Origin of the sequence: Nesterenkonia aethiopica (assembly GCF_039534665.1) — a bacterium.
Classification (GTDB): domain Bacteria; phylum Actinomycetota; class Actinomycetes; order Actinomycetales; family Micrococcaceae; genus Nesterenkonia; species Nesterenkonia aethiopica.
Genome location: NZ_BAAAVT010000005.1, coordinates 35,438 through 53,007, shown reverse-complemented (window position 1 = coordinate 53,007; position 17,570 = coordinate 35,438). Strand labels below are relative to the sequence as shown.

The following is a 17,570-nucleotide window of genomic DNA, read 5'->3' as shown; positions in this document are numbered from 1 at the left end:
GTCACGGCCGCATCTCCTCGACGGGAGACCAGGGGCAGGCGATCAGCTCCCGCCCAGCAGCCGTCACCCACGGTGAGAGCGACCCGCAGAGCAGACGCCACTGCCTGTCCCGCTCCGCCAGCGGGGCTCCGAGCGCAGATTCGATCTGCAGCCCGTCCGTGAGCACCAGCAGCGTCTCCGCGAGCGTGTCGACCGGGGCCTCCGGCACGATCTCACCGAGCTCCGCGGCCTCCTCCAGTCGCAGGCGGAACTGGCGCCCCCATTCGTAGACCACCGCGATCTGATGTCGGGCCATCGCACGATTGGTGACCACCCGGCCCCAGAAGCTCACGACGACGAGTGCCTCCGACGTCGCGACGGGGTCCAGCGGTGCGATCTCCCGGAGCATCGCCACCAGAGCGGCCAGCCCACGCCGCCCGGCCACACGGTCTGCGATACGTTCGTTGGTGCGTGCGAAGGTCAGCTGGAAGGACTCCGAGAGCAGTTCGTCGAAGGAGTCGAACCAGTACCAGAGGGATCCGGTGGAGGTCCCCAACTCCTGGACGAGCGCCCGTGTCGACGCCGCTTCGATGCCGTCGCGCGCGACGATCCTCATGTACGTCTCGGCGATCTCCCGTCGACGCTGCCGCCGATCGACCTTCTTGGGCATGCCCCCATCCTGGCATGGCGGGGCACCTCGGGCGGAACGGTCAGCCGAACTGGATCCAGGTGGTCTTCAGTTCCGTGTAGTTCTCGATCGCATGGGCAGAGAGGTCCTTGCCGAAGCCTGACTGACGGAATCCTCCGAAGGGCGTCGTCGGGCCGAGGGCATCGACGGTGTTCACGGAGACGGTCCCCGCCACCAGGTTGCGTGAGACCCGGTGGACCCGGCCGACGTCGCTGGTCCACAGGGACGCGGCCAGCCCGTAGTCGGTCGCATTGGCCATCGCCACGGCCTCCTCCTCCGTGTCGAAGGGGGTCACGGTGACCAGCGGGCCGAAGACCTCCTCGCGGTGCAGACGATGCTCCACCGGCAGGTCGGTGACGATCGTCGGCTCGATGTAGCAGTCCGAGCCTCGGATCTCGAGACGCTGCCCTCCGCTGCGCAGCACGCCCGCCTCTCGAGCCTCCTGCACTGCCGCCATGATGTCGGCCGCGTGACCCGCGTCCACCACGGCCCCACAGCCCTGATGCTGCGGATCCAGCGGATCCCCCGGGCCGAAGGCGACGGCGGCCTCGACCAGCAGGTCGACGAACTCATCGTGGACGGTCCGTTCCACCAGGATCCGTGAATTGGCGGAGCAGACCTGTCCGTTGTTGTAGAAGGCGCCGAAGGCAGCCATCTGTGCCGCCTTCTTCAGGTCCTGTGTGTCGGCGAAGATCAGGTTCGCGCTTTTGCCCCCGGCCTCCAGGGCGAGGCGCTTGAGGTTCGACTCACCCGCGGCGACCTGCAGGCGTTTGGCCACCGCCGTGGATCCCGTGAAGGTCAGCATGTCGACCTCCATGTGGCGAGCCAACGCGTCGCCGGTGACTCCGCCCGGTCCCGGGACCACGCTGAGCACGCCGTCGGGCAATCCAGCCTCGGCGGCCAGGTCGGCCAGTCGCAGCGCGGTCAGCGGAGACTGCGTCGCCGGCTTCAGCACCACCGAGTTTCCCGTGATCAGAGCGGGGGCGAGCTTCCAGGTGGTGATCTCGAGGGGATAGTTCCACGGCACGACGGCGGCGATCACGCCCAGCGGCTCCCGCTGCACCAGGGCGATGGAGTCTCCCGGTGTGGAAGGGATCTCGTCGAGGAGCTTGTCAGCCAGTTCGGCGTACCAGCGGAAGATCTCGGCGGTTCCCGCGACGTCGACAGCCGTGGACTGGGCCAGCGGTTTGCCCATGTCCATAGTCTCGAGATGGGCCAGCTCCTCGGAGTTCACCTCGATCAGCTCGGCCAGGCGAAGCAGGACGGCTTTCCTGACCCCGGCGTCGGCGCGACTCCACAGGCCGGCGTCATAGCTCTCCCGTGCCGACGCGACCGCCCGGTCGACGTCGCTGCGCGTGCAGGAGGCGATCTGTGCCAACGTCCGACCGTCCACGGGGCTGACATCCGCGGTGGTGCTGCCATCGGAGCTGGGGGTCCGGCCCCCGATGTAGGCGCGTCCGTCGATGTTCTGTGGCAGAGCCATGACTGTCCTCTCCTCTGTCTCTGAACCCCCGGATGAGGCACGTGCCTCGCGTCGTCTCCCGAAGAATGTCCGGAATCGGTCCGGGCGGACCTCCCTACGACTCACGGCGACCTCGATCCGATTCCTGTCCGCGACGCTACGCACGTGCGATGCGGACATCAATCGCTGGGATATGGAGTGGATCATCGAAAAATCAGATTCAGCACTCCATGATCGTCTCTTCCGCCATCGATCGACGCCTCGACTGCGAGCCGCCACAACGATTCCCGGGATGCATCATCAGAACTGATATCGCTCTGCAGGAGCGACTATTTGATGTTCTCTGCCTCGGATTGGAAGCTGACATCGAGCGGATCGGCCGTGAATCCACGTGTCGTCGCAACCAGCAGGACGAGTCGACGTCCTGGACTGACGAGAGCACCGGTTGCCAGAGACTGGCTGACGGAAGTGGAGGCGGAAGAGTGACACAGGAGACTGAAGTGCTCGTCGTGGGCGCGGGGCAGGCCGGCATCGCCATGAGCGAGCATCTGACCGCGCAGGACATCGACCACCTGGTGCTGGAGCGCCACCGGATCGCCGAGCGCTGGCGCACAGAACGGTGGGACAGCCTGGTCGCCAACGGTCCCGCCTGGCATGACCGATTCCCCGGCCTGGAGTTCACCGAGGTCGGCGCCGACGAGTTTGCCAGCAAGGACCAGGTCGCCGACTACATGGCCACGTACGCCCAGACCTTCCACGCCCCCATACGCTGCGGAGTCGAGGTGACCTCAGTGCGCCGCCGTGAGAGTGCCCCGGGATTCGTCGCCGAGACCTCCGAGGGCACTGTGCTGGCCCGCCACGTCGTGGCCGCCACCGGTCCGTTCCAGAAGCCGGTGATACCCGCCCTCGTCCCGGAGTCCGCGGGCATCCATCAGCTCCACTCCAGCGACTACCGGAACCCCGGACAGCTTCCGCCGGGGAATGTGCTGGTCGTCGGAGCGGGGTCGTCCGGCGTGCAGATCGCCGAGGAGCTCCAGCAGTCCGGCCGCCAGGTGCACCTGGCCATCGGCCCCCACGACCGCCCGCCGCGCCGTTACCGCAGCCGGGACTTCGTGTGGTGGCTGGGCGTCCTCAACAAGTGGGAGGCCACCGCTCCCTCCCCGGATGCCAGCCACGTGACCATCGCCGTCTCCGGCGCCCACGGGGGACGCACCGTGGACTTCCGTGACCTGGCCGCCACGGGCATCCACCTGGTGGGTCGGGCTGAGGCCTATCACGACGGCACGGTCAGGTTCGCCGATGACCTGGAGCGGAACATCGCGGCAGGCGACGCCAACTACCTGACCCTGCTCCACGAGGCTGACGCCTATGTCGAGCGCAATGGCTTGGACCTCCCGGAGGAGCCTGAAGCGCACAGGCTCGGTCCATACCCCGACTGTGTGACAGCACCGCTGCGCGAGCTGGACCTCGCTGCCGCCGGAATCACCACCATACTGTGGGCCACCGGGTTCACCGTCGACTACGGCTGGCTCCAGGTCGACGCCTTCGATGAGCGCGGCCGTCCGCAGCACGAGCGAGGCGTGTCCTCCGAGCCAGGCGTGCACTTCCTCGGACTGCCCTGGCAGTCCCGCCGGGGCTCGAGCTTCATCTGGGGCGTCTGGCACGATGCTCGTCACCTGGCCGAGCACATCGCCATCCAGCGTGCCTACCTGAGATACGCGCCCCAGCAGGCGGCGGAAGACTCCACCACGACGACGCAGCCGAGCGCCGTCTGACCACACACCAGATTCACCCCGCCACCGCACCCGAGAGAAGGGCAGCTGCCATGAGACACACCAGGATCCGGCCGTTCAACACCGCCGAGACCTACCCGGAACAGAATCTCGACAATGACCTCTGCCAGGCGGTCGTAGCAGGTGGCATCGTCTACCTCCGCGGTCAGATCGGACAGGACCTGGACACCCGCGAATCGGTCGGCATCGGGGACGTGGAGGCGCAGGCCGAGAAGGCGATGGCGAACATCGCGATGCTCATGGAGGAGGCCGGCGGTGACCTGCAGGACATCGTCAAGGTCACCGTCTACCTGACGGACATCCGGTACCGGGAACCCGTGTACCGAGTCATGGGCCGTTGGCTCCGAGGCGTGCACCCGGTCTCCACGGGGCTGGTGGTGGATGCGCTCGCCCGGCCGGAGTGGCTCGTCGAGATCGACGCCACCGCCGTGCTTTCCGGAGGTGAGGATCAGTGACCTTCAGCATCGCCGGACGCGACGACGCCGGCCGCCTCGGCATCGCCGTCTCCTCATCCTCCCCGGCCGTCGCCGCCCGCTGCATCCATCTGGCCGATGGGATCGGCGCCGTGAGCTCCCAGAACATCACGGATCCGCGGCTGGGCCCCGCGGTGCTTTCACGCCTGGCGCAGGGCCGCAGCGCCGATGAGGCGCTCCAGGAGATCGTTGACCAGGAACCCACGCGGGACCACCGTCAGCTGGTGGTCCTCGATGCGGTCGGCCGCTCCGCCGTCTTCAGCGGTGCCGGGACCTTGGGCGTGCATGCCTCCGTCCAGGGCAACGACTGTGTGGCGGCCGGCAACATGCTCGCCTCGCCCGCCGTGATCCAGGCGGTCTGCGATGCCTTCTCCACCACCACGGGTGAACTCGAAACCCGGTTGCTGGCTGGCCTGCGAGCCGGGCTCGACGCCGGCGGAGAAGCCGGTCCCGTCCGTTCGGCCGGCCTCTCGGTGGTCACCGGCCACGGGTGGAGAGACACCGACCTGCGTGTCGACTGGCATGAGACGCCCGTCGCCAAGTTGGGTCGACTCCTGGAGGTCTGGCTCCCCCAACGTGAGGACTACGTGATCCGTGCGCTCGATCCCGACGCGTCCGTCGGCTACGGCGTGCCGGGGGATGAGCGCTGAGATGAGTCCGGACATCCCCCGTGAGCATGGGGCCGCAGAGGCCCGGACCCGTGTGCTGGATTCCGTCGCCGAGCATCGCGGCTCGCTGATCGACTTCGCGGACCGGCTCCATGCCCACCCGGAGACCGCCTGGGAGGAACATCGCGCCGCCGCGTGGACGGCTGAACTTCTCGCTGGCCACGGATTCGACGTGACCACGGAGTACCTCGGCCTCCCCACGGCCGTCTACGCGCAGTGGGGCTCCGGATCCCGGCGCATCGGGCTGATGGTCGAGTACGACGCTCTTCCCGGTCTCGGCCATGCCTGCGGACACAACCTGATCGCTGCCATCTCCGTAGGCGCAGCCCTGGCGTTGGCTGAGTTCGCCGCCGAGCAGGATCTGACGGTCGAGGTCTACGGCACTCCCGCTGAGGAAGGAGGCGGTGGAAAGATCGAGATGTTGGACCGTGGTGCCTTCACCGGGCTGGATCTGGCACTGATGGCCCATCCGGGGCCAGTGGACTCCGCCGAAGCGAAGCCCTATGCCGTCTCCCACTCCCATGTCGAGTATCGGGGTCGTGCAGCCCATGCGGCGGCCTATCCGGAGCAGGGGATCAACGCCAACGACGCGTTCCTCATCGCGCAGATGGCGCTGGGCCTGCTGCGTCAGCAGCTGCCGGCCGGGACCCGCGTCCACGGGATCCAGACCCGCGGCGGCGAAGCGCCGAATGCCATCCCGGAGCGTACCGAAGGGCGCTGGTACGTCCGTGCCGAGACGTTGGAGAACCTCCAGGGGCTGCAGGCGCGGGTCGAGCGCTGCTTCGAGGCCGGTGCTCATGCCACGGGGACGGAACTCACCATCACCCCCGAGTCGAAGCCCTATTCCGAGTTTCGCACAGATGAGCGAGCGCTGGCGCTCTATGTGGCCCATGCGGAGTCGCTGGGGCGCCGATTCGACTCCCCAGCCGCCCACGCAACGATGAACCGAGCCTCCACAGATATGGGGAACGTGTCCCAGGTGGTGCCAGCCATCCACCCCTATATCGGCTTGGGCACCTATCCGGTCTCGAACCATCAGCCGGCGTTCGCGGCCCACTGCGTCGGAGAGGCCGCCGAACAAGCGGTCGTCGACGGCGCGGCGGCCCTGGCCCTCACCGCGCTGGACTACGTCGGCCCGGCGACGACCGGCGTCGAAGGGCCACCAGCGGGCACCTGAGCTGGTGGAACATGGGCCGTCCTATGATGGAGGCGACCCCCGACAGCCCAGCCATGCGGGCCGGTGCAGCTGCCACGCAGCCCGACGAAGGACGTCCGACCATGCCGAAGTCCACTCAGGACATCACGGTCTCCCAGATCCGCTACTTCCTCCGCACCGCGGAGCTGGGATCCATGACCGAGGCCGCGGGTGAGCTCTACGTCGCCCAATCGGCGGTGTCCACCGCCATCGCTCAGCTCGAGGACACCCTGGGGTGTCAGCTGCTGATCAGGCGCCGCTCGCGCGGGGTCGTGCTGACCGAACAGGGCAGGAACTTCTACCATGGCGCCCTGGAGGTCATGCTCACCCTGGACGACGCCGTGAACTCCGTGCACCCGTCCGTCATCACTGGCCACCTCACCGCCGGGATCTTCACCACTCTGGCACCGTTCTGGCTCCCCGAGGTTCATGATTCGCTCCGGGGGAGCCACCCGGAACTCGCCGTCCGACTCCATGAGGTCACCGCCGACCAGATCGAACCGATGCTGCAGCGGAGGGAGTTGGAGATCGCCCTCACCTACAGCTTCGACTACGGCCGCGAGGTCATGTTCGATCCACTGTGCGATGCCCCCATCTACGCGGCAGTCGCCCCAACCAGCCCATTCGCCGCCCGCGACTCCGTCACACTCCAGGAGCTGGTGGACGAGCCGCTGATCCTCCTGGACCTCGGCAAGAGCTCCAACTACTTCCTCTCGCTGTTCCGCGCCGCCGATCTGCAGCCCAGGATCCACCAGCGATTCGAGAGCTTCGAGGTCGTGCGGTCCATGGTCGCCCGAGGCCACGGCTTCACGATACTCAACCAACGCCCAGCCCATGATCTGACCAACGACGGACGACGCATCATCCGAGTGCCCCTGGACGGCGTCCCGTCCGGCCTGCAGATCGGCGTCGCGCATCGAGCTGATGAGCAGCTCTCGCGCAAGGCGGAGGCATTCCTGGCCACCTGCCGCACCGTCTTCGACGGCGGCACAGACCTACCCTGATCTGCCGCTGCCCCTCCCCTAGGGCGGTCCACGTTCTCTGGTCTGTTCCGCCTGCAGGAAGGCGAGAGGGAGTGAGACCTCCATCACATCATCTGATGAATGAACTCGTTTCCTGATGTTTGAAGTGCGCTGAGGCGCGGAGAACACTGGCAGTGAGCCCATCGGACGTCACGCGGAACCGTTCCGCGACACGGAGTGCACTGCCCACGCGCGACCGTCGCGACCCGACTGACGGACCGCAGCTCGGGCTCCACGAGCGCCGCGGAAGCACCCCGCGTCCCGACTGCCTCATCGGAGGAACAGCATGTCAACCACCCCCACAAGGAAAATAGGCCTGTGGGCCGCCATCGCCACGGCGGTCGGCATCGTCGTCAGCTCAAGCGCCATGGTCTCTCTGGGCGAAGGCTTCGGTCTGGGCGGGCGCGGATTCATCATCGCGATGATCGCCGCCTTCGCCCTGAACCTCTGCGTCGCATTCTCGTTCGCCGAGCTCTCAGGAATGATTCCCCGAGCCGGCGGGCTCAACCGGTACACCGCTCCTGCCCTGGGTTCCACTGTGAGCATGATTGCGGTGATCAGCGGCTATGTGCTCGTCACGCTCTTCGCCGGAAGCGCCGAGGCCGGGATCGCCGGTCTGGTGGTCAGCGACGTGTTCGGACTCGACGCAGAGCCTCTGCTGATCTCACTGCTCTTCGTGGCGGCACTGGTGGTGGTCAACATCTTCAGCGTCAAGGTCTACGGCGCGGTCCAGATCATCCTGGCGACGGCGCTGATCCTCTCCATCGCTGTTCTCGGCATCATCGGTCTCACCGGCCTCGGTGCGGGAGAACCGGTCACCACGGAGCTGCCCATCAATCCCCTGGGTGCCGGAGTGCTGTCCCTGACGGCGTTGGCGTTCTGGCTCTTCATCGGCGTGGAGTTCATCACGCCGCTGGCCGAGGAGCTGCGACGGCCTCGGCTCTACCTCCCCTTGGCGATGATCCTGGGCCTGCTGATCATCTTCGCCGCGGACATCCTGTTCGGATTCGGTGCATTGAACTATCTGCTCCCCGAGCAGCTGGCAGGCAGTCCGAACCCACACCTACTGGCGGCCGAGGCCCTCGCAGGTCCTGTAGGGGTGCTCTGGATGGGCATCATGACGTTCCTGGCCACTGCAAGCACCTTGAACACCCTGATGATCGCGATCCCGCGCATGCTGGCAGCCCAAGCCGAAGAGGGTGAGATGCCCTCGATCCTCGCTCGCCGAAACCGCTTCGGAGCCCCCTGGGTCGCCGTCCTGGTGCTGGGCGTGATGTTCGTGCTCTTCCTGCTCACGGGATTCACCGACGGAGAGTCGATCATCACCTTCATCCTGGCGAGCGTGTTCTGCTGGGTGCTGGCCTACATCATCGCGCACCTGAACGTCATCGTCCTGCGCATCCGTCACCCCCACGCCGAGCGCTCATTCCGCTCACCGCTGGGCCTCACATTCCAGGTGGTGGGCATCCTGGGCATGCTGTTCGTGATGGCCAACATCTCAGGAGACGCGGACCAGGCCGCCGAGATCTACTCCACCGTCCTGATCCTCCTGGGAATCACCGCGATCTACTCGGTGGTCTGGGTGAAGTTCGTGATGAAGAAGGGGATCTTCGAGGTGACCCCGCTGGAGGAGATCAGGAAGCCTCCTGGCACCGTCCAGGAGTCCGCGGGGTCTGCGCAGGGGTCCAGCGTCACCACGTGACACTCCGCCGGAGGCGAAGGGTGACCCGGTGACATCCGGTGACACCGATCGGGGGCGGCCCGCACCAGCGGACCGCCCCCGATCTTCTGCGTCTTCAGCACCTCAAGGTGTTCAGTGGTTGCCCTCGTCGTCGTAGGTGCCGAACTCCATCTCGGCGTCCCATTCTTCGAGTTCGGCCTCTTCCCAGGTGCCGTAGGTCGGGTTGGGCAGGACGAACCAGTCATTGCCCCACCGGTCGGCGTGCTCCTCGATCAGCTCGTGCTGCTCCTCAAGGTCAGCTCCGGCATAGCCCTCATGGAAGTCATGCAGAGTGTCGCCGAGCTGCATGATCAGCTCGTAGTCAGCCTCCACGGACTCCCGGCGCTCCTGCTTGGGCGGTCCGAGCAGCAGGATCTGGTCCTCCTGGTCAGCCTGCGGGAACTCCAGCTCTTGAAGCATGGCCGCTGTGTCGTCGAAGTTGTCCTCCGTGCGGTCGGAGAGGTAGAAGATCGTCACGCCCAGGTCGTCGGCGCGCTCGAAGAACTCCAGGGCCCCGGGGATCACCCGGGCGATGCCCTCACGCTCCCAGTGATCCCAGGTCTCCCAATCGGAGTAGCCATGGCACTCGGCCATGTCCCGGGCGAGCAGCTCCGTGTTGTCCACGGCGGTCTCGTCCAGGTCGGAGATCAGGGCGAGATCCTCCCCGTCAGCCTCGTCGACGAGCTCCTCCAGGCGCTCGGCGGCGAGCCGGAAGGTCTGGGTCTGCAGCGTCTTGGCCTCAGCGCTCTGCTGCTGCCACCGCAGAGCCATCGCGAACTCCCGGACGTCGCAGTCGTCATCAGCGGCGGTGTCGTCGGCGGCGGCGCCGTCGTCACCCTCAGCATCATCGGTGTCTGCAGCCTCAGCGGCGTCGTTGACGTCCTCGTCGACGTCAGCGCCCTCCTCGCCGTCAGCACAGGCCGTGGTCGCCAGCAGTGCGAAGGCCCCCAGGCCAGCCAGTGTCTTCTTCATGAGTCGACTCCCCTCTCGCGGTATACCAAGTCCACGATCAGGTTCTCACAAGGTGCGCCGGTATGGAATGGCAGTCGGCTGGGGCAGGTCTCGACCTCACTCCTGCTGCGCCCACCAGTCCTTGAGCACCCGCACAGCCTCGTCCTCTGCGACCGGACCGTTCTCCATCCGGTGCTCCAGCAGGAAGGAGTACGCCTTCCCCACCTGCGGTCCGGGCGGGATCCCCAGGACATCCATGATCTGCTCGCCGTTGAGGTGTGGCCGGATCTTGGCCAGTTCCTCCTGCTCGGCGAGCACCGCGATGCGCTCTTCGAGGTCGTCATAGGCGTGGGCCAGCCGCTCGGCCTTGCGCCGGTTGCGGGTGGTGACGTCGGAGCGGGTCAGCCGGTGCAGCCGTTCCAGCTGATCGCCGGCGTCGGTGACGTAGCGCCGCACCGCCGAGTCGCTCCAGCCGGCGTCGCCGTAGCCGTAGAACCGCATGTGCAGCTCCACCAGCCGGGTGACGGCCTTGATGGTGTCCTTGTCGAACCGCAGCGCCTGCATCCGCTTCCGCGTCAGCTTGGCCCCGACCACGTCGTGGTGCCGGAAGCTGACCCCGCCGCCGGGTTCGAAACGCCGGGTCTTCGGCTTGCCGACGTCGTGCATCAGGGCTGCGAAGCGCAGGATGAAGTCCGGGCCGGGGACGGGACCGTCGTCGTCGGTCTCCAGGCCGGCGGCCTGGTCCATGACCTGCAGGGAGTGCTGGTAGACGTCCTTGTGACGGCGGTGCTCGTCGTCGGTGCGCTTCAGAGCCGGAACCTCGGGGATCACGACGTCGGCCAGACCGGTCTCCACCAGCAGGTCCACTCCGATCCGTGGATGCGCCCCGCAGATCAGCTTGACCAGCTCCTCACGCACCCGTTCCGCGGAGACGATCTCCAGCCTTCCGGCCATCGCGGTCATGGCCGCGCGGACGTCGGCGGCGACCTCGAGCCCCAGCTGGGAGGCGAAGCGCGCGGCGCGCATCATGCGCAGCGGGTCGTCGGAGAAGGACTCCTCCGGCGTGGACGGAGTGCGCAGCCGCTGCGCCACCAGGTCCTTCACCCCGCCATGCGGATCGACCAGTTCGAAGGAGGGGAGCCGCAGCGCCATCGCATTGACCGTGAAGTCGCGGCGGACCAGGTCATCGGCCAGGTCCGTGCCGAACTGCACCTGCGGCTTCCGGGAGGCCGGGTCGTAGGCCTCCGCCCGGTAGGTGGTCACCTCGATGGTGTCGTCGCCCTTGCGGATCCCGATCGTGCCGAAGTCCCGGCCGATGTCCCAGTGCGCATCCGCCCAGCCGGCGACGGCGGCGATGATCTGATCCGGGGTGGCATCTGTGGTGAAGTCCAGATCGGGGGAGGTGCGCCCTAGGAAGAGGTCACGTACGGGCCCGCCCACCAGGGAGAGCTCATGGCCGTGGGAGGCGAACTGTTCACCGAGTGCGACGACGACGTCGGGCAGCCAGGCGCCGTCGGGAAATCCAGCAGGGAGATAAGGCATGACAGAGACAGTTTCCCACAGGCGCGACCGCTCCTCGGCTCCGGTGCAGAGCACGCCGCGGAGAACCTCAGGAGGCGCTGAGCGCGAGCCGCTTCCCGTTAGAGTAGTCACCATGAACGGAACGGAGACCGGCGACGAACCCCAGACGCCGCTGACGGTGTCGATGGGCTCCCGTCGTGTGCCGGTCCCGAAGCCGCCCCGCGGCGGCGGGCACCTCCCCACCGTCGAAGAGGTCAGCGCCGGCGGCGTCGTGATCCGCCCGGCCGCACAGGGCTTCGAGGCGGCCATCATCGCCCGGTACAACCGTGGAGGTCGCCTCGAATGGTGCCTGCCCAAGGGGCACCCGGAGAACGATGAGGACTTCGAACAGGCCGCCGTGCGCGAGGTGGAGGAGGAGACCGGCATCGCCGGCTCCATCCTGACCTCGCTGGGCAGCATCGAGTACTGGTTCACCGTCCCCACCCACCGGGTGCACAAGACGGTGCATCATTTCCTGCTGGAGGCGGTCGGCGGTGAGCTCACCACGGAGAACGATCCGGACCATGAGGCCGTGGACGTCGCCTGGGTGAACCTGCACGACTTGGAGCGCACCCTCTCGTTCCCCAATGAACGACGCATCGTCAACGCTGCCCAGCAGGTCATCGCGGACACGTTATAGTCGTCGCCGATGCCGCACACCTCCGAGGACCAGGACCGCCGTCAGCACGACGGCGACAAGCCCGCCGACACCCACATCCCCCAGGGCGGCATGGCGCGCGCCAGCGCCCTGATGGCCTCCGGCACCCTGATCTCCCGCGTCCTGGGCTTCATCCGCACCGCCCTGCTGGCCGTGGCGATCGGTTCCACCGCCCTGGTGGCCGACGTCTTCGAGAAGGCCAACACGATCCCCAACGTGATCTACATGCTCCTGGCCGGCGGCATGTTCAACGTGGTGCTGGTCCCACAGCTGATCAAGGCCGCCAAACGCCCCGACCGGGGAGCGGACTATACGTCCCGCCTGCTGACCCTCTCGGTGATCGTCCTGGGGGCGTTCACGATCCTGCTCACCCTGGCCGCCTATCCGCTGATGGTCGCGCTCACCAAGGACTGGACGGAGCCGATGCTCGCCCTGGGCACCGCCTTCGCCGTCTGGACCCTGCCCCAGGTGTTCTTCTACGGCCTCTATGCGGTGATCGGGCAGATCCTCAACGCGAATGCCAAGTTCGGCTGGTACATGTGGGCCCCGGTGCTGAACAACCTGATCGCCATCGGCGTCATCGGCAGCTACATCGTGATGTTCGGCCGCTTCACCGCCGGCACCGATCAGGCAGCCGAGTGGACCACTCAGCAGACGGTCTGGCTGGCCGCCGGGCACACCATCGGCATCGCCGCCCAGGCCGTCATCCTCATCTGGCCGTTGATGAAGATCGGCTTCCCCATCCGCCCGAAGTTCGGATGGAAGGGCATGGGCCTGCGCTCCACGGGGCAGATCGCCGCCTGGACGTTGGCCACCATGCTGATCAGCAACATCGCCAACCTGCTCTACATGCGGCTGATCTCCGGCGCCACGGCCAGCCGTGAGCAGATGCTCGACGGCGGCGCCTCCGTCCCCGGCGAGTACGCCGCCAACACCGCCCAGCTGATCACCGTGCTGCCGCATTCGGTGTTCGTGCTGTCCCTGGCCACCGTGCTGTTCAACCAGCTGGCCCGCTCCATGGATCTGGGTCGGTATGGCCGGGCCCGGGAGATCATCAACGAGGGGCTGCGGCTGTTCGCGATCCCGGTCATGTTCTCCATGGTGGCGGTGATCGTCCTCGCGGGCCCGCTGGGACGGCTCTTCGGAGGCTCCGCCGAGACCGCCCACCTCTCCGGTGCGGCCATCGGTCAGCTGCTGATCCTGCTGGCGCTGGGCATGCCGTTCCGCTCGGCGAACTTCTACCTGATGCGCGTCTTCTACTCGGCTGAGGACGCCCGCACCCCAATGCTGGTGCACACGATCATCGCCGCGCTGTGCTTGGGCTGCGCCTACGGCGGCGCCCTGGTCCTGCCCAATGAGGTGCTCCCGTTCCTGGTGATCGGCCTGTTCTCCTTGTTCCACGTGGTCCAGTACGTGCTGTGCCACATGTGGGTGGTCCGCCGGTGGGGCGACTATGACGTGCGCACCGTGGTGGCGGCCTATGCCCGCTCCGGGTGGGCCGCCGTCATCGCGGGGCTGGCGGGCGCCGCAGTGCTGTGGGCGATGGGCGGATACTCCTGGGGCTTCGCCTGGCAGTCCATCCCGGCGGCCCTGATGACCTGCGCCGTGGTGGGTGCGGTGATGAGCGTGGTCTTCGTGCTCATGCTGCGCACCATGCGGGTCAAGGAGTTCGCCGACGTCATCGAGCCGCTGTCCCGCAGAATCCCGGCTCTGCGCCGTCTGAGCCGGTAGGCTGGCCCCCAGAAGGGCGCACCTGGAGGGGCGCCGGCGTGCCACGGCCGCCAGGCGCCTCCGGACGGCGGCGCCCGCCCCGTGGAGCGCTCGCATCGAGCATCACTGACGCAGGAGGATTCGTGGCCCAGCCGTTCGGCATCGGCGATGTGGTGGGAGGTCGCTACCGCATCACGCACCATGTGGTGACCTCTGCGGACCAGGACATCGTCTTCGAGGGCATCGACCAGGTGCTGAACCGCGGAGTCAGCATCCTGCTGGCGTCCACCCAGAACGCCAAGCAGGTGGCCACCTCCGCCCGAGAGCTCGCCACCGGGGAACGCAGCTCGGAGGTGCAGGTCCTGGACCTCGGCCTCACCGAGGACCGCACCTACCTGATCTCCACTCAGACCCACCCCAATGACCTGCTGGATCTCGTGGTTCCCGATGCCGCACCGTATGTGGAGCCCTTCTTCACCGATTCGCTCGGCTCGGAGATCTTCGGTCAGTCCCGCGTCATGGAGCCGGAGACCTTCGAGGACGACGCCGAGTACTACGCCGGCCTGCAGGACGTGGCACCTGACGCTGACCAGTCGCCGGAGGAGTCCGGGGCCCGCTCGCGCCGTCGTCCGGCGTTCCTCAACAAGGTCTCCGAGTCGCTGAACCGTCGGCTGGGCACTGACCGCGATGCCGACAGGCGGCAGGCGGCCCAGGAACCCTCACCCTCCGACGACGCCCAGTCGTCTCCAGACTCCCCGGCACCGTCGGGACCGGTCTACTCCGGCGCCGCCGCCCTCCGCGGCCCGACCTCGCCTCGGGGGTCGGCTCCCAGCGGGCACTCCCCCAGCGAGTCCTCCATCAGCGAGCCGACTGCCTCTGCCGCGGACGATCCGGCCCGGCCCTCAGAGCCCACAGAGGCTCCGCAGCCGCCCGCGCTGGACCTCCATGCGGACATGGAGGTCGTGGAACCCAGCCCTGAGGCTGACGCTCACGACCAGTTCGGCGTCGCCGCTGACGCCACCGGCGCCCTGCGTCCCTTCGGTTTCGAGGAGGACGCGGCCCAGGCGTCGGCAGCCCCTGCCCGAGCACCTGTCTCCCTTGCTCCGGCGGAGGACGACGGCGAGGAGGTCGTCGACGACCCACCGGAGGAGCCGGTGCCGGGTTATGGCCCTGCTGACCCGCAGGCCTCGGATCAGCCGGCCGGCACCGCCGCCGCACCGGCACAGACCGAGGGCAGCCCCAGCTTCACCGGTCTCATCTCAGCAGTCTCCGAGGACCGCCGTACCTCGTTCCCCGCAGCTGGTGCGCCCGCGGGCGCGCCTGCGCTGGACGCCAGCTCTGCGGAACTCCCCCCGGAGGACGCCGCCGCTCCCGCAGCTCCCGGGGCCGCCGGGGCCGATGACACGGAGTCGAAGGACCGCGCCGGGGCAGGGCGCTGGATCGGGCTGGGTCTGCTGGTCGCCGTGGTCCTGGTCGCCGCCGTCGTCGCCTTCCTCGCGCTGCGCGGGGGAGACGACCCGCAGACCACCGCCGACGACGACGCCGCCCAGGAGCCGGAGGAGAGCGGCGAGGACGACGCCCCCGCGGAGGAGAATGACGAGACCGCCGAGCGCGGACACGGCGCGGACGAGGGTCAGGACGCGGAAGACGAGAGCACCGATGGCCCGATCGCGGTGAGCGAGGCGACCCGCCTGGTCACCAGCGATCCCGGGCTGAACGATGAGACCGACGCGCTGCTGCCGAACCTCATCGACGACGACACCTCCACCTCCTGGAACACGCTGAACTTCGGGTCAGCCGGCTTCGGCGGCATCACCTCCCAGATGGCGCTCGTCCTGGAGCTCGAGGAGCCTGCCGAGGTCTCCGCGGTGACCATCACCCAGCAGGGCGACGCCGAGGGCGGCTCCTTCGAGGTGCTCGTCAACGACTCCGCCAGCCTCGACGGCGCCCAGCAGGTGGGATCGGGCACCTGGAACTGGAACGAGACCACAGTGGAGCTCGACGACGGCGCCGAGGGCCAGTACGTCATCATCAACACCACCGAGCTGCCGCAGCGTGCCGAGCCGGACAACCCGGAGCTGCCGTACAACCTCCAGGTGGCGCAGATCGTCGTGGAGTGACCTTCCGAGGGCCCTGACATCGCGCTCCTGCTCAGGGTTGGGCGGGACACCGCCTGGAATTTTCATGCCCACCGGGTGGTTTCACCACTCGGAACAGATCCCGGACCGGTGCCCTGCCCCGGCGCACTTTCGACGCGAAGGACTCAGCAGACGTGACTGAACAGATTCCCGACCAGGTCCACGATGTGGTCATCGTGGGCTCCGGCCCCGCCGGCTTCACCGCCGCGGTCTACACCGCCCGAGCCAACCTGAACCCGGTGATGCTGGCCGGCTCCGTCACCACCGGCGGCGAGCTGATGAACACCACTGATGTGGAGAACTACCCCGGCTTCCCCGAGGGCGTGATGGGCCCGGATCTGATGATGAAGATGGAGGAGCAGGCCGCTCGCTTCGGTGCCGACGTCCGCCGTGAGGACGCCACTGAGCTGAAACTGGACCAGCGGATCAAGGAGATCACGATCGGCTCGGGCGAGGTCATCCACGCCCGTGCGGTCATCCTGGCCACCGGCTCCGCCTACCGCGAGCTGGGTGTCCCCGGCGAGAAGGCGCTCTCAGGCCACGGTGTATCGTGGTGCGCGACCTGCGACGGCTTCTTCTTCCGCGAGCAGAACATCGCCGTCGTCGGAGGAGGCGACTCCGCCATGGAGGAGGCACTGTTCCTCACGAAGTTCGCCTCCAAGGTGACGGTCATCCATCGCCGGGATGAGCTGCGGGCCTCCAAGATCATGGCTGACCGCGCCAAGGCCAACGAGAAGATCGAGTTCCTCTGGAACCACGAGGTCACCGAGGTGCAGGGCGATGGCAAGCTGACGGGCCTTCAGCTGCGCAACACGGTCGACGGCACCGAGTCCTCCCTCGAGGTGACAGGACTGTTTGTAGCTATCGGTCATGACCCCCGAGTTGAGCTGTTCACGGACCAGCTCGAGCTCACGTCCGAGGGCACCGTGAAGGTCCAGGGACGCTCCTCGAAGACCTCACTGCCTGGCGTCTTCGCCGCCGGCGACGTCCTGGACCCCACCTATCGTCAGGCCATCACCGCGGCGGGCTCCGGCTGCGTCGCCGCTCTCGACGTCGAGCACTGGCTCGCCGACGCGGCGGACTCCGACGCCGCTGATGCCGCAGGGCTGGTCGGCGCTGGTGCCGAGTCCGCCTCCTGACCCCCAAGACAATCCACCGATCAACGGAAGGACAGACACCATGGCAGAGTTGAAGAGTGTCACCGATGCAAGTTTCGACCAGGACGTGCTGCAGGCCGACAAGCCTGTGATCGTCGACTTCTGGGCCGAGTGGTGCGGTCCGTGCCGCATGGTCGGCCCAGTGCTCGAGGAGCTCGCGACTGAGCACGCGGACAGCGTGGAGGTCGTGAAGGTCAACGTTGATGAGAACCCGGCCATCGCAGCCAAGTTCGGCATCACATCGATCCCGGCGATCTACGGCTTCAAGGATGGCGCGCACGTGATCTCCTCGATCGGTGCCAAGCCGAAGCAGGCGCTCGAGACGGAGTTCGCCGACTTCCTCGGCTGACCCCGCCTCCGCCAGGGTTCCCTGGCATCACACAGAGGGCCCCCAAC

The 17,570-nt window shown here is 67.5% G+C and carries 15 protein-coding genes; 11 read left to right on the top strand and 4 right to left on the bottom strand.

Annotated features, from left to right (window positions below):
• Nucleotide 1: 1 nt before the first annotated feature.
• Nucleotides 2-649, bottom strand: coding sequence for a TetR/AcrR family transcriptional regulator (locus tag ABD658_RS04595; RefSeq protein WP_344684554.1), 648 nt, complete (start codon nucleotides 647-649; stop codon nucleotides 2-4).
• A gap of 40 nt (nucleotides 650-689) precedes the next feature.
• Nucleotides 690-2,150, bottom strand: a complete 1,461-nt coding sequence (locus ABD658_RS04590) for an aldehyde dehydrogenase (protein ID WP_344684551.1) — start codon at nucleotides 2,148-2,150, stop codon at nucleotides 690-692.
• Nucleotides 2,151-2,611: 461 nt separating this feature from the next.
• On the opposite strand from ABD658_RS04590, the gene ABD658_RS04585 reads away from it, so the two are divergent.
• The 6 genes from ABD658_RS04585 (at nucleotide 2,612) to ABD658_RS04560 (ending at nucleotide 8,982) form a co-directional block, all read left to right on the top strand.
• Entirely contained in the window at nucleotides 2,612-3,904 is a 1,293-nt protein-coding gene (locus tag ABD658_RS04585; RefSeq protein WP_344684549.1) for a flavin-containing monooxygenase, read from the top strand.
• A 50-nt stretch (nucleotides 3,905-3,954) separates the two neighbouring features.
• Complete coding sequence (locus ABD658_RS04580; protein ID WP_344684547.1) at nucleotides 3,955-4,377, top strand: RidA family protein; 423 nt, start codon at nucleotides 3,955-3,957, stop codon at nucleotides 4,375-4,377.
• Nucleotides 4,374-5,045, top strand: a complete 672-nt coding sequence (locus ABD658_RS04575; protein WP_344684545.1) for a DUF1028 domain-containing protein — start codon at nucleotides 4,374-4,376, stop codon at nucleotides 5,043-5,045. Before ABD658_RS04580 ends, ABD658_RS04575 begins: the two co-directional genes overlap by 4 nt.
• Before the next feature lies 1 nt (nucleotide 5,046).
• A complete protein-coding gene (locus tag ABD658_RS04570; RefSeq protein ID WP_344684543.1) occupies nucleotides 5,047-6,240 on the top strand; it encodes a M20 family metallopeptidase in 1,194 nt (397 codons plus the stop codon).
• 101 nt (nucleotides 6,241-6,341) lie between these two features.
• Complete coding sequence (locus tag ABD658_RS04565) at nucleotides 6,342-7,262, top strand: LysR family transcriptional regulator (protein WP_344684541.1); 921 nt, start codon at nucleotides 6,342-6,344, stop codon at nucleotides 7,260-7,262.
• Nucleotides 7,263-7,566: 304 nt separating this feature from the next.
• Nucleotides 7,567-8,982: an APC family permease gene (locus ABD658_RS04560; RefSeq protein ID WP_344743973.1), complete on the top strand. Its 1,416-nt coding sequence runs from the start codon at nucleotides 7,567-7,569 to the stop codon at nucleotides 8,980-8,982.
• A gap of 111 nt (nucleotides 8,983-9,093) precedes the next feature.
• Here the strand turns inward: ABD658_RS04560 and ABD658_RS04555 are convergent, their stop codons facing one another.
• Complete coding sequence (locus tag ABD658_RS04555) at nucleotides 9,094-9,972, bottom strand: 5'-nucleotidase, lipoprotein e(P4) family (RefSeq protein ID WP_344684537.1); 879 nt, start codon at nucleotides 9,970-9,972, stop codon at nucleotides 9,094-9,096.
• Between the two features lie 96 nt (nucleotides 9,973-10,068).
• Complete coding sequence (locus ABD658_RS04550) at nucleotides 10,069-11,493, bottom strand: CCA tRNA nucleotidyltransferase (RefSeq protein ID WP_344684535.1); 1,425 nt, start codon at nucleotides 11,491-11,493, stop codon at nucleotides 10,069-10,071.
• Nucleotides 11,494-11,605: 112 nt separating this feature from the next.
• Between ABD658_RS04550 and ABD658_RS04545 the strand changes: the two genes are divergently transcribed.
• From ABD658_RS04545 to trxA, 5 genes are all read left to right on the top strand, one after another.
• Nucleotides 11,606-12,151: an NUDIX hydrolase gene (locus ABD658_RS04545; RefSeq protein ID WP_344684533.1), complete on the top strand. Its 546-nt coding sequence runs from the start codon at nucleotides 11,606-11,608 to the stop codon at nucleotides 12,149-12,151.
• Between the two features lie 9 nt (nucleotides 12,152-12,160).
• Entirely contained in the window at nucleotides 12,161-13,900 is a 1,740-nt protein-coding gene (gene murJ / locus ABD658_RS04540) for a murein biosynthesis integral membrane protein MurJ (RefSeq protein ID WP_344684530.1), read from the top strand.
• 122 nt (nucleotides 13,901-14,022) lie between these two features.
• Nucleotides 14,023-15,999 (top strand): hypothetical protein, encoded by a 1,977-nt coding sequence (locus ABD658_RS04535; protein ID WP_344684528.1) that lies wholly within the window; start codon nucleotides 14,023-14,025, stop codon nucleotides 15,997-15,999.
• 152 nt (nucleotides 16,000-16,151) lie between these two features.
• Nucleotides 16,152-17,156 carry a thioredoxin-disulfide reductase gene (gene trxB, locus ABD658_RS04530; RefSeq protein ID WP_344684526.1) on the top strand — a complete coding sequence of 335 codons (1,005 nt, stop codon included), beginning with the start codon at nucleotides 16,152-16,154 and terminating at the stop codon, nucleotides 17,154-17,156.
• 40 nt (nucleotides 17,157-17,196) lie between these two features.
• A complete protein-coding gene (gene trxA / locus ABD658_RS04525) occupies nucleotides 17,197-17,523 on the top strand; it encodes a thioredoxin (protein WP_085437859.1) in 327 nt (108 codons plus the stop codon).
• Nucleotides 17,524-17,570 lie beyond the last annotated feature (47 nt).